General features: G+C 58.1%; 9 protein-coding genes and 1 rRNA gene. 8 read left to right on the top strand and 2 right to left on the bottom strand.

Features of this window, described 5'->3' with window-relative positions:
- The first annotated feature begins 42 nt into the window (after window positions 1-42).
- The 5 genes from rrf to DWZ54_RS11585 all read left to right on the top strand — a co-directional run bounded on the left by rrf (window position 43) and on the right by DWZ54_RS11585 (window position 6,296).
- Window positions 43-159: ribosomal RNA gene (gene rrf, locus DWZ54_RS11605) — 5S ribosomal RNA — on the top strand.
- A 155-nt stretch (window positions 160-314) separates the two neighbouring features.
- Window positions 315-1,625: an LCP family protein gene (locus DWZ54_RS11600; RefSeq protein WP_118476390.1), complete on the top strand. Its 1,311-nt coding sequence runs from the start codon at window positions 315-317 to the stop codon at window positions 1,623-1,625.
- A 74-nt stretch (window positions 1,626-1,699) separates the two neighbouring features.
- Complete coding sequence (locus tag DWZ54_RS11595; protein WP_118476392.1) at window positions 1,700-3,676, top strand: ABC-F family ATP-binding cassette domain-containing protein; 1,977 nt, start codon at window positions 1,700-1,702, stop codon at window positions 3,674-3,676.
- A 28-nt stretch (window positions 3,677-3,704) separates the two neighbouring features.
- Window positions 3,705-5,918, top strand: a complete 2,214-nt coding sequence (locus DWZ54_RS11590) for an ATP-dependent RecD-like DNA helicase (protein WP_118476394.1) — start codon at window positions 3,705-3,707, stop codon at window positions 5,916-5,918.
- Between the two features lie 126 nt (window positions 5,919-6,044).
- On the top strand, window positions 6,045-6,296 hold the full coding sequence (locus tag DWZ54_RS11585) for a hypothetical protein (protein WP_118476396.1): 252 nt from the start codon (window positions 6,045-6,047) through the stop codon (window positions 6,294-6,296).
- Window positions 6,297-6,402: 106 nt separating this feature from the next.
- Here the strand turns inward: DWZ54_RS11585 and DWZ54_RS11580 are convergent, their stop codons facing one another.
- The gene (locus DWZ54_RS11580; RefSeq protein ID WP_118476397.1) at window positions 6,403-7,536 is read right to left on the bottom strand and encodes a YibE/F family protein; all 1,134 of its coding nucleotides are present in this window, start codon (window positions 7,534-7,536) and stop codon (window positions 6,403-6,405) included.
- A 102-nt stretch (window positions 7,537-7,638) separates the two neighbouring features.
- Window positions 7,639-9,186, bottom strand: a complete 1,548-nt coding sequence (locus DWZ54_RS11575) for a metallophosphoesterase family protein (protein ID WP_118476399.1) — start codon at window positions 9,184-9,186, stop codon at window positions 7,639-7,641.
- Between the two features lie 184 nt (window positions 9,187-9,370).
- Between DWZ54_RS11575 and DWZ54_RS11570 the strand changes: the two genes are divergently transcribed.
- The 3 genes from DWZ54_RS11570 to DWZ54_RS11560 all read left to right on the top strand — a co-directional run bounded on the left by DWZ54_RS11570 (window position 9,371) and on the right by DWZ54_RS11560 (window position 13,317).
- A complete protein-coding gene (locus DWZ54_RS11570) occupies window positions 9,371-11,539 on the top strand; it encodes an ATP-dependent helicase (protein WP_118476400.1) in 2,169 nt (722 codons plus the stop codon).
- Window positions 11,540-11,634: 95 nt separating this feature from the next.
- Window positions 11,635-12,867 (top strand): MFS transporter, encoded by a 1,233-nt coding sequence (locus tag DWZ54_RS11565; protein WP_118476402.1) that lies wholly within the window; start codon window positions 11,635-11,637, stop codon window positions 12,865-12,867.
- Between the two features lie 39 nt (window positions 12,868-12,906).
- Entirely contained in the window at window positions 12,907-13,317 is a 411-nt protein-coding gene (locus DWZ54_RS11560) for a hypothetical protein (protein WP_147369922.1), read from the top strand.
- Window positions 13,318-13,340: the final 23 nt, after the last annotated feature.

The raw sequence follows: 13,340 nt of genomic DNA, 5'->3' as shown, positions 1-13,340 counted from the left end.
TTGTCTGGAGACGGACTGGGAGGATAGGAAATTGCCGGTTTATCCAGTGACGCTGGCCATGTGGTTCCACCTGTTCCCATACCGAACACAGTAGTTAAGCACATGCACGCCGAAAGTACTTGCCTGGAGACGGGCTGGGAGGATAGGGAGTTGCTGGTTTATCAAGAGCCCCGCTTTGGCGGGGCTTTTTTCGTGCCCGGATATCGAGGTGTGCGGTCTTAGATTTCATTGCATGCGGGTCCGATGTTTGCTATACTTATATAATGTGTATAGTTTAGTTTTGAATTGTTTTAGGTCGTAAGGAGCGCGAGGGAATGCGTAAAACGCGTAAAAGGAAACGCAGTTTCCGGCGGGTGAAATGGCTGGCTCTGATCCTGGTTGTCATCATCGCCGTTGCGTTCGGCTGTTACGCTGCCATAAAAGGGAACCCATCTTCCCATGAAATCGGGGATACCGACCATCAGATTGTCCATGTCATGATCATGGGCGTGGACAGCCGCAAGGATGATGTGGGCCGAAGCGATACGCTGATGGTCGCATCCATCGACCAGACGGCGGAAAAGGCGGCTCTGCTCTCCATTCCGCGTGATACACGCGTGGCAATTGAGGGGCATGGCTACGATAAGGTCAATCATGCCTATGCGTACGGTGGTCATAAGCTGACACAGAAGTCTGTTGAGCACCTTCTCGGCGTGCCGATGGACCACTACATCATCATCGATACGAAATCATTTGAGCGCATCATCGATGCTATCGGCGGTGTCAACATCGATGTGGAAAAGCGGATGCATTATGAAGATCCCTGGGATGACAACGGCGGCCTCGTCATCGATCTCTATCCGGGTGAACAGCATATGGATGGCAAGAAAGCCATCCAATACGTCCGCTACCGTGATGGTGAAGGCGATATCGGCCGCATTGGGCGTCAGCAGAAATTCATGAAAGCCGTGATGGCCCAGGTGCTTTCTCCGGAAATCCTGCCGCGGCTGCCGGATATCGTCAAGGAAGTCAGCTCGGCTGTCAAGACGGATATGTCGGTAACGGATCTTTTGAGTTTTGCCAAGCAGATGAAGACGTATCAGGCCAATGGCCTTGAGGCGCAGATGGTGCCGGGACAGCCGGCCTATCACAAAGACATCAGCTACTGGATCCCCGATATCACCGATGTACGGGAACTCATGGCATCTGCGCTTGATCTGACGCTGACGACACAAGCGGAAGAAGAGGCACAGGCGGCAGAGGATAAGTACGATGCCGATCTGCCGAAGGACCTCAAGATGCTCGCGCATAAGACGAACGGCAGCACGAAGCTCACCGGGCAGGATGCCAAGGATGAAGAGGATAAGCCGATGAAACCTGAGGAGATCTCGGTCATGGTCATCAACTCAAGCGGCATTGACGGAGCGGGTGCTGAGGTGGCTGCGGTGCTGCAGCGCAAGGGCTTCATCATCTCCGGAGTTGAGACGGGCAAGACGAATGCCAACCCGACCACGACGATCACGACTTCGACGCGCAATACGGATGTGTTCTACGGCATGCCGTTTGCCTGTGTGATTCGCGATGGCGGCAGTTCCAACCAGGCTGTTGTCAACATCGGACGGGATTATAAGAAAAAAGGAAAGTGAGGAGGCGGAGCGCATGCTCCGTCCCTTTCTCTATCGGCATGACGATGTCATGGATTGTTTGAGGTGAATAAAATTTGGGTATGTTGAAGGTAACGGGCCTCAAGAAGGCCTTTGGCATCGACGAGCTCTTTCACGATGTCAGTTTTGAGGTGTCCCGCGGCGACAAGGTTGGTTTTGTCGGTGCCAATGGTGCAGGCAAGACGACGCTGATGCGCTGTCTGCTCGGACTCGAAGAAACGGATGGCGGTACGATCCAGCTCGACGACGCCGGCACGATCGGTTACGTCGAACAGCAGGCGGACTTTGGCGATGGTACGCTTTACGAGGAATTCCTGCGGGCTTTCGATGATGTCATCGCGCTCGGCGAGCGCAAGAAGGCGCTGGAGAAACAGATTGCCGATCATGCCGATGAGGAGACGATGGCCGCCTACGGCAAGGTGGTCGAACGTTTTGAACTGCTCGGCGGCTACGATTTCGAGAGCCGTATCCGCCGCGTGGCCTTTGGCCTGGGCTTTACCGAAGAGGATTTTGACAAGGATGTCGCGCATTTTTCCGGTGGACAGAAGACGCGCATCTGCCTGACGAAAGCGCTGCTGCGCGAACCGGATTTCCTGTTCCTCGACGAGCCGACAAACCATCTTGACATTCACATGATCGAATGGCTGGAGGGCTTCCTCAAGAATTATTCCGGCGGCGTGCTCATCATCTCGCATGACCGTTACTTCCTCGACCGCGTCGCCACGCGTATCCTGGAACTCGCAGGCCGTACGGTTACGAATTACGACGGCAATTACACGTATTACATGAAGGTCAAGACGGAGCGGCGCGCCGCGCTGCAGTCGGCCTATGAAAAACAGCAGGAGCACATCCGCAAGACGGAGGAGTACATCCGCAAATACAAGGCCGGCATCAAGAGCAAACAGGCCCGCGGGCGCCAGAGTCAGCTCAACCGGCTGGAACGCATCGTGCTGCCGCCGGAGGATGCCTCCTTCAATTATTTTGCGCTCAATAAACCGCCGGAGTGTGCACAGCGTGTGGCGGAGCTCGAGGATGTTTCCATGTCCTTCGGCAGCCATACGATCTTTGAGCATCTTTCCCTGCTGATCCGCAGGGGGGACGGTGTCGCGCTTGTCGGCCCCAATGGCGCGGGCAAGACGACGCTGCTGCGCATCCTCGTCGGCGAACTGGAGTCGCCGACGGGCCGCGTCAAGATCGGCAGCCGCGTCAAGATCGGTTACTTCTCGCAGCAGCACGAGGGCCTGCACATGGACCGCACGATCCTTGACGAGCTCATCTACGAATACGGCATCAATGAGGAACAGGCGCGCAAATATCTCGGAGCCTTCCTGTTCCATGGCGATGAGGTCCTGCGCCTCATCGGCGACCTTTCCGGCGGCGAGCAGTCGCGTGTGGCCTTCCTCAAGCTCATGCTGACCGGGGCGAATTTCCTGATTCTCGATGAGCCGACGAACCATCTCGACATCCCGGCGCGCGAGGCCGTGGAGGAGGCGCTGATGGCCTTCCCCGGAACATTCCTGGCAGTTTCGCATGACCGCTATTTCCTCGACAAGGTCGCGAATTGCACGCTGGAGCTCGCCGATGGGAAGCTCACGGAATACCTCGGCAATTACAGCTATTACCTCATGAAGAAGGAACTGGCGGAGGAAGAAGCTGAGGAAGAACGCCTCGCAGCGGAAAAACTCCGCAAGGCCAAAGAGGAGAGGGAAAAGCACAGGCAGAAGCCGGCTGCTGCCGAAAAACATGCTGCGGAGCAGGCGGCTGAGCAGCGCGCGCGTGAAGAAGAGAAAAAACGGGCTGAGATCGGCCGCATCCAGAGCATGAGTGATGCCAAGCGCGAGGAGATGATCCAGCGCGCCGAAGCCGAGATCGCCATGGCCGAAGCCGAGCTCAAGGGCTTGGAATTCCAGATGAATGATCCGGAAATCCAGTCGGACCCGCAGAAGAGCCAGGAGATTGCGGCGGCTTATGCGGCCAAGGAAGAGGAAATCGAACAGCGTTATGCGAAATGGGAGCGTTTGACGGAAGCCTGATGTCAGGCGGGAAGAGAAAGGAGTCGTTATGGCCGTCGTACAGCAGACCCTGATTGGATTTCAGGGACAGGAAGAGATTGAAGGCGTGGTGGACAGCGTCATTTATGCGAGCGATGATGGCAAATTCTCGGTCTTCCGCGTCAAACCGTCACAGCAGAACAGCCGCATCACGGCCACTATCAAGGGAGAGCCGCCGCTCGTGGGACAGCAGGTCCATCTGAAGGGCCAGTGGGTCAACCATGCGCGCTTCGGGCAGCAGTTCCGTGCGGCGAGCATCCGCATCGAGGCACCTTCAAGCGTTGAGGGCATCGAGCGCTTCCTGGCATCGGGCGTCATCGACGGTGTCGGCAAGGCCATGGCCCATCGCCTCGTGACGGCGTTTGGCCAGGACACGCTGACCATCATTGAGGAAAAGCCAAAGCGGCTGCTCGAGGTGCCGGGCATCGGCAGGCAGACGGCTGATAAGATCGTGGCGTCATACCGCTCGCAGTCAGAGCTCGGCGAAATCATGCTGTGGCTTGAGAATCACGGTATCTCGGGCACGTTTGCCGGGCGCATCTTCAAGAAGTATTCCTCGTTCTCGCTCGACATGCTCGAGAATCATCCGTATCAGCTTGCACAGGAAGTCGAAGGCATCGGCTTTGCCACGGCCGACACCATCGCGGCGAGCCTTGGGCTTCCGAAAGACCATGAGCAGCGCGTGATGGCCGGCATCGACTATGCCTTGCAGCAGATAGCTCTGGCCGGGCACTGCTGCATTCCCGCCGGGCCGCTCGTAGAGCGCGCAAGCCGTCTCCTCACGGTCGACAGGGAGCGCGTCCGCGAGGTACTCCGACGCGAACTTCAGGCACAGCGCCTCATCGTCGAAGAGGCACGGGGTGAGACGCTCATTTATCCGCCCTATCTGCATCGTGCTGAGATCAAGACGGCGCGCAAACTGCTCTACCTGCAGCGTTATGCCGATCCCATCGAGCTGGCACAGCCGCCGGCGAGACTCGTCGCACGATGGGAACATGAGACGGGCCTGACGCTCTCCGATGGGCAGCGCCAGGCCATGGCAGCTGTCCTGCTGCACGGTGTCTTCGTGCTGACCGGCGGCCCCGGTACAGGCAAGACGACGGTCATCCGCGGCATGCTGGATCTTCTGGAATCACAGGGCCTCGAGATCCTCTTGGGCGCGCCGACCGGCCGTGCGGCCAAGCGTCTCGCCGAGGCCACGGGGCGCAAGACCATGACCGTTCATCGCATGTTGGAGGCCCAGGGCGGCCAGAGTGGTGCCGGGGCTCCCGTATTCGGCAAGACGGAGGATGAGCAGCTCGAGGCGGATGTCATCATCCTCGATGAAGTCTCGATGATGGATATCGTGCTCATGCAGCATTTCCTGGCGGCCGTACCGGATGGCTGCCATGTCATCCTCGTCGGCGACGTGGATCAGCTGCCGGCCGTTGGTCCCGGTGCCGTGCTCGAGGATATCCTGCGCTCGGGGGCAATCCCGTGCGTCTGCCTGACGGAAATCTTCCGCCAGCACGAGGAGAGCACGATTGTCGTCAACGCTCATGCCATCAATGCCGGCAGGCTGCCGGTCTGCTCGCTGCACGGGGATTTCCAGTTCTGGGAAATGCCGGACGAAGCGGCCACGGCAGCAAAGATTCTCGAATTCTGCACGAAAATCCTGCCGGCACAGGGATTCTCGCCGCTGTTTGACGTGCAGGTGCTGTCGCCGATGCACCGCCAGGCCTGCGGCGTTGACAATCTCAACAAGCTGCTGCAGGAAGCCCTAAATCCCGCCGCGCCCTCGAAGCCGGAATTCGTCAACCGCACGCAGACTTTCCGCCTGGGCGACAAGGTCATGCAGATGAAGAACAATTACAACAAGCAGGTGTTTAACGGTGATATCGGCTTCATCGTGAACATGGAACCGGGCCGCCTCACTGTGCGCTTCGGCGAAGACCTTGAGGTGGACTATGAGCAGGGTGAGATGGGAGAGCTGCAGCTCGCCTATGCGATGAGCGTCCACAAGAGCCAGGGCAGTGAGTACCCCGTCATCATCCTGCCGCTCACCAAGGGGCATTACATCATGCTGCAGCGCAATCTGCTCTACACGGCCGTGACGCGTGCCAAACGCCTCGTCATCCTGCTGGGGTCCCGTGCGGCGCTGAATACCGCTGTGGAGAACGACCGCACGAAACGACGTTACACGCTCCTGGCCGAGCGACTGCATCAGGGCAAGAAAAAAGATTAAATTATTACACAATTTACGATGAATACAGAATACTTCCTTCTATAATGTAAACAAATGTGGGAAATTAGTGTATACTAATCCTTGGTTGGAAGAATTTATACGATTATACAGAAGGAAGTTGGTATTATGAAAAAGGGATTCATGTTGCTTGCCGGCTTGTTTATCTGGGGAGGCCTGCTGATGCTGCAGGGCACGCCGAAGATCGATGGCGAAATTGCGGCACAGATGGTCGAGGCCGTTCATCCGCAGGCGGAGATCGTCGCGGTGGAGGACACGATGGTCAATAAGGCAGAGGCGTACAAGATCGCCTATTTTGAAGTCGGACAGGGTGCCGGCAGCGTGACGATCGATGCCGATGGTCACGTGCTTGGCCATTGAGCCTGCTGATGGCTTCTTTCTCATGAAAAAAGGATTGGCTCTGCGCGAAGGGGTTGCGCAGGGCCAATCCTTTTTATGCTGTTGTGGAGTGCGTTTGCCGATGCCGTCAGCGTTCGGCCTGGCATGGCAGGGAAGCGCGTTCGTGTGCGCGTCTCGCGAGCAGGGCCGAGGCTGCGGAGGCGAGCGGCACGGTCATGATGACGCCGATGCCGCCCGAGAGGCCCTGCATGATGACGATGTCAAGGCTGTTGGAGTTGACGAGCTGCAGGAAGGGCAGGTCGTAGACGTAGTCGAGCACCCAGGTGCCGAGGCTGCCGCCGAAGACGGCGAGGATCAGCGTCGCGGCCATGGTGCCCATGACATCTTGACCGACGTTCATGCCGCTCTGGAAGAGAGTCCGGGCATTTTTTTCGGGGTTCATCTGGTGGAGCTCCGAGACGGCGGCGGATACGTCCATGGCGATATCGAGCACGGCTCCGAGGCTGGCGAAGAGGATGCCGGCAAAGAGCAGCTGCCCGACATCGATGCGGGTGTTCTGCCCGACGAAGAGCAGGGCTTCGATGTTGGAGACGTTGTAGCCGGAAAGGTGAGCCATCTGTCCGAATACCTCGGCTGAGATACCGGCCGAGAGCACGCCGCCGAAGGCAGCGATGCCGGCGGCCAGGGCCTTGCAGGTGGAGCCGCAGATCAGCCAGACCGTGAGGGCAAGGATCAGGCAGGAGGTGATGACGGCGGCGACGAGCGGCGCGATGCCGTGCATGATCAGGGGGAAGAAGAAGAACAGGAAGCTCACGAAGGTGATTACGAGCGCCAGCACGGATTTGACGCCTTTTTTGCCGCCGACAACCATGAGCAGCAGGCAGAAGAAGGCCAGGAAACCTACGACAGCCTTGAAGCGGTCGTAGCTGTAAACCGTGAACGAGGAGAGGGAGCCTGTCTTGCTGGCCATGGCGATGACGGACATGCCGGGCTCGCAGACCGTGCCGAAGAGCAGGCCGTTCGGGCTGTTGGCCTCGACTTCCGAGCCGTCCTCGAGGCGCAGGCTGACGATCTGGTCACCGATGCGGCTGCCGTTTTCCTGGATATTATCCTGCAGGATGCCCGTGACCGTCGCTTCCTGGAAACTGCGGCCGTCCGTATTGACGAGTTCCGGCTTCGTGACCTGATTGAGCTGCAGGAGTCCAGCGAGGATGAGCGCGATGCCGCAGACAATCGCCAGACGCTTAAGTAATTGTTTCATACGATAGGGACCTCCTAAAGAAAATCCTCCGGCCACGAGGGAAAAGATGGCCGGAGGATTTCACGATAGAGATAGAGAGATGTGGGATGGGGTGATCTATCATCAATCCTTGATGATGCTGTAGGTCTGGTCGATCGGGGTACCAGTCTCGGCATCATAGGTGTCGATGCTGAATTGATTCTTCGTGATGTGGACCACGGAGTACGTCGGGCGCCAGTTCTGGCTGCGGGCTGCGATATAATCCTGCTGCTGCGGAATGAGTTCGTAGAACTTGGAACCCGTAGCGGAGTTCGAGGACATGTAGAAGACACCCTTCGGGTTGCGGAGCGTGCCCTGCTGCATGTCTGCGATGGTGTAGCAGAGGTTCTGGCTTTCGTAAGCGGCTTTTGTATCGCTGTCCTTGAGCGCGGCGTCGATGAGATTGTGATGCTGACCCTGCTGGCCTTTGACCTTGTATTCGGAGAAATCCGCATGCTGCTTGCCATCGCTCGAGAGCTGATACGTGCGGGCATACGTGTGGTCGTGGCCCTGCAGGACAACGTCGATCTTGTTGGCGTCGTAGATCGGCGTGAGCTGCGTGCGCAGCAGGATGCCGTCGGAATCGGAGTGATCGAGGCCGCTGCCGTAGATATCCTGATGCATGACGACGATGCGCCATTTCGTATTCGGATGTGCCTTGATGGCCTTCTTGATCAGGGCTTCATGGTCAGCTGCATTGTAGTTGTTGGCGTTGATGACGATGAAGAGGGCGTTGCCGTAGTTGTAGTAGTAGCCATGGCCGGCTTTTGTCGGATTCGTTTCTTCCGTGAACGGATTCGGCACGTTGAAGTGGTTCTGATAGCCCGTCGTTATGCTGTCGTGGTTGCCGATGCTCGTAGCTTCCGGCAGGCTGCGCAGAGCCTTGGCGGAAAGATAACCGGCGTACTGCTGCTCCTGCAGCTTGATCTTGGCAGGGGACAGATCTTCAGCCGGCTCGTTGATCTGGTCGCCAGGCGAGACGAGGAAGTCAATCTCCGGATGCTGGGCAAGCGCGCTGTTGAGGGTCTTGTTCCAGTTATAGGCATCGTTGCGCGTGGCGAGCAGGCCGTCCTGCTTGTTGCCCTCGGAAGAGGTCTGACCCTTCGAGGCACCGAGCTGCGGGTCGCCGACATACATGAAGGAGAAGTCATCCGGATTGCCCGTCTTGAAGGACTGGACATCCTTCCAGGCACCGTCGATCTTGACCTGGTAGTAATACGTCGTATCCGGCTTGAGGTCCTTGATGGTCGTCTTGTTCGTGTAGTACTGGACACCGTCGATGACCGTGCCGGTCTTGCACGTGCCGAGGAACGAACGGGCGTCGCTCATGTCCTCACTCTTGGCAACGCGGACCTCAGCAGCCTTGGCTTTATCCTTGGAATACCAGGCGAGGTTCATCTGCGTGGCGTCCTTGCCGGGAGCCAGGGAAACCTGCTCGTAGTCATCCTGGATCGTCTTCCAGCTTTCCTTCCACTGTTCCCAGTTCTCATTGCCTGCCTGCGTGGCGACAACTGCCTTTGGTCTGGTGGATGCATCGTTCCAATGCTCGGTTGCGGCAAAACCCGTTGAGGCAATGCAGAGCGCCGTCAGCACATAGGCCGTAAGGCGTTTCTTGTTGTGAATCCACTTCATACTACCAAAACCCTCCTTGAATACAACACTTTCCTTGACAGTTCTCACTTTACCATGCGGCCGCGGGGGGACTGTTACGGTCATGTAAAGTTTCTGTTATTTCCGGCTGCTTCTTTGCAGGCTGGCTGCTTGCGTCATGTGATAGAATGAAAGATATATGTGACATCAGAATGGAGGGCATCATATGGATGAACGGGACGATCTGGATCTCCTGCAGGGCCTCAACGCGGCGCAGCGCGAGGCTGTGACGACCACGGAAGGCTTCGTGCGCGTGCTGGCTGGGGCCGGCTCCGGCAAGACGCGTGCTCTTTCGCACCGCTTTGCCTATCTCGTCGAAGAACTCGGCATCCTGCCCGGCAACATCCTCTGCGTGACCTTCACGAACAAGGCCGCGTCGGAGATGCGCAGCCGCATCCACGCCCTGACGGGCGACAACGATACGGGCTATATCAATACGTTTCACGGCTTCTGTGTCTCCATCCTGCAGGAGGACAGCCATGCCGTCGGCTATCCGAAGAGCTTCCTCGTGCTCGACAATGCCGATATCGATGACATGCTCGCGAAGATCTACGAGGAACGGGGCCTGACGCTGCGCGACATGACGTATGGGCAGGCGCGTGACATGTTCGAGATGCGCAAGCTTGTGCAGCAGCCCGATTACTATAAGGAACTCATCGCCCTGCCGCTCGCGGGGCTCAAGGAAAAATACGACTGCGCGCAGTCGAAGCAGGACATCCTCTTTTACGGCTATCTCTACGAACAGAAGAAATGCTTCGGCCTCGACTACAACGATCTCATCAAATTCTCGCTCCATATTTTCGCGGAGCATGAGGATATCCGCAAAAAATGGCAGCAGCGCCTTGAATACATCATGATCGATGAATTCCAGGATATCGATGAGCCGCAGTACCGCCTCATGAACGTGCTCTGCAGCTGGCACAAGAATCTCTTCGTTGTCGGGGACCCCGACCAGACCATTTACTCGTGGCGCGGCGCCTCAGGGCGGTATCTCCTGGATTTCGATGCGCATTTCCCGGGGACGAAGACGATCTTCATGCTCGAGAATTACCGTTCGACGCCGGAGATCCTCGCCGTCGTCAATTCGCTGATCGCGAAGAATACGAGCCGCGTCGAGAAGGACCTTGTACCGGTATGCCCGCATGGGAAAAAGGTGGTCTGCCATCATGCAGCGGCTGCGGATGAAGAAGGCGCGTGGCTGGCCGGCGAGATCGGCCGGCTGCATGCGGCGGGCGTGCCGTACCGCGATATGGCCGTGCTTTACCGCGCGCATTACATCACGCGCAGCATCGAGGAGCAGCTGTTGAAGGCCGAGCTGCCCTATACGATCTACAGCGGTGTGCAGTTCTTTGCCCGCCGGGAAATCAAGGATGCGCTCTCGTACCTGCGCATGCTCGCGTACCGCGATGACCTGTCCTTCCTGCGCATCGTCAATGTGCCGAAGCGCAACATCGGCGAGCGGCGGAGGAAGTTCCTGACGGCCTATGCCGAGGAGCATCAGCTGACGCTCTGGCAGGCGCTGAAGGAAAGCCTGGCTGATCCCATCTGGCGCGGCACCAAAGCGAAGGATTTCATCAAGCTCATCGAAGATCTGGCCGAACTTTGCGAGGGAGGCTCCGTTTCGGAAATCCTCGCGCGCGTGCTCGACAAGAGCGGCTATGAGATGATGCTGCGCACGGAGGGCAGCCAGGCACGCCTCGACAACCTCGCAGAACTCAAGCAGTCCGTGCGCGAGTACGAAGTGAATTGCGGTGAGGAAGCCGGGCTCATTGACTACCTGAACCATGCGGCGCTCTTCACGAATCAGGATGCGGGCGATCCCGGCGACAAGGTGCGCCTGATGACGGTGCATACGGCCAAGGGGCTTGAGTTCCCGTACGTCTTCCTCTGCGGGCTCAACGAGGGCATCTTCCCTTCGCGCAAGACGCGCACGCCCGAGGCGATGGAGGAGGAGCGCCGCCTGGCCTTTGTCGCGATGACGCGGGCGGAGAAGGGGCTCTGCCTTTCCGATGCCGAAGGTCTCCATATTGACGGTTCGCTGCGCTATCCCTCGCGCTTTATTTTTGATATTGAACCAAAGCTTCTGGATTTTACGGCGCCGCTGCCGGAAAAGCTCGTGCGCGAGGCGAAGGATTACATCCGCGCTTCTTCGCGCCGCCTGCTGCGTCAGGCGGAACCCGCGGCGTTCCGGGAGGGCGACCGCATCACGCACCGCGTGTTCGGCGACGGCACCATCGTGGCGCTCGATGCGGAAAAGGGAGCCTACGTCATCCATTTCGATGAACTCGCGACGAACCGCAGCATCTCGTTCCGCGTCAAACTGCAGCGTCTGTGATTTCCTTTGCATTATGGCGGCGATGGTGCGATAATAATCCCTGTATATTATAGAAAGTGGATTATATAAATCAAAACAAAGAAAGCGGGAATCGTATGGAACGAGAACGACTTTGGACACCGGAATTCCTGGGCATGGGCGGCAGCAATCTGTTCCTCTTCATGTCACAGTACATCATGGTAGCAGCACTTCCAATCTTCATCATGGACAGTCTCGGCGGCGGTGATATGGAAGCGGGTCTGGCCATGAGTTTCTTTCAGATCGGCGCCGTCACCTGCCGGCCTCTGGCCGGCAGGCTCATCGATGCCGTCAACAAGCGCCGGCTGATGATCGCAGCGACGACGGTATTCTTCCTCATCATGCTGGCGTTCAACTGGCTGCACAGCCTGACGTCCATTTATGTGCTGCGCCTTTTGCATGGCTGCATCTTTGCGCTGGCGACGACGGCTGCGGCAGCCATGGCAGCCCTCGTGCTGCCGGCCACGCGCAAGGGAGAGGGGATCGGCTATTTTGCGCTGTCGACGAATCTCGCGATGGTCGTCGGCCCCTTGCTGGGCCTCCTGCTCATCGGCAATCTCGGCAGCACGGCGCTCTTTGCCTTCGTGACGCTTTTGGGCGCGCTGACCTTCTTCGCCGCGAATGCGCGTCGCCTGCCCGATGCCATTATCCTGCCGGCCAAGCGCACGAAGAAGGGCTTCCATCTCAGCGATTTCATCGAGCGCAAGGCACTGGCTCCTGCGGGACTCGGCGGCCTCGTGTTCTTCGCCTACGGCGGTATCCTGACGTTCATCCCGCTCTATGCCAAGAGCCTGGGCCTGCAGGCCGAGACGAGCCTCTTCTTCATGGTCTTTGCACTCGTCATCATCCTGACGCGCCCCGTCATCGGCCGCCTGTTCGATGAGAAGGGCCCGGACTGGACGGTCTGGCCGGGCTTCCTGTTCTTTGCCGCGGGCATGGTCATCTTCAGCCAGGTCCAGTCCGTCACAGGCCTGCTGATTGCGGCGGCAGTGCTCGGCATTGGCTTTGGCGCGCTGAGCCCTGCGTTTCAGACGCTTGCGGTCAAGAGTGCTGCGCCCTCCAGGGCGGGCGTGGCGACGGCCACGTATTTCTGGTCGCTCGACATCAGCGTCGGCCTGGCGGCAGCCATCATGAGCATCGTGGCGGCGAACTTCGGTTATCCGTTCATGTACGGTGCCGTCAACACAGCCATCGTCATCCTGACGGCCGTCTGCTACTACATCTGGCGCCGTCACCAGAAGCGCATCGCACATATCCGGCGCGCCAAGCGGAAAAGACGCGCAAATGCGGACTTGCCACGCGTGCGATAATGGATGTAGAGATGCGCAGGCATCAAAAAGGCAAAGGTCGTGGTCAGATTGACAATTCATACAACGAATAAGGAACGCAAAATCATATGTTTTGGCATCGCCATCGGCATGCTGCTCGGCGTGATTGGCATCAAGCTCATGGGCATGAGCGGCACGGTGATCCTGGCGGCCGTCATCTTCCTCGTGCCGCTCGTGCCGGAGATTTGGGAACATCTGCGCACGGTGAGGACGCCGCAGGCGCAGATGCCCCAGGTGGAACTGCCGCACGTCACCATGCCGCATGTCGATATGCCCCACGTGAAGGTCCCGCACGTCGATATGCCGGACTTCCACATGTCGGAGGAGACGAAGGAAGAATTCACCGAGGACTGGCTCAGCAACCGGGCCATCGTGATCTATTTCATTCTCTTCCTCATCAGTTTCCTGATCGGCTATGTGGTGCTGAACTGAGATTTCAGCAAAATCTTTGCGTC

The organism is Mitsuokella sp. AF33-22 (assembly GCF_003475755.1).
Taxonomy (GTDB): domain Bacteria; phylum Bacillota; class Negativicutes; order Selenomonadales; family Selenomonadaceae; genus Mitsuokella.
The sequence above is the reverse complement of the archived record's forward strand: the minus strand, read 5'-3'. Positions and strand labels throughout refer to the sequence as shown.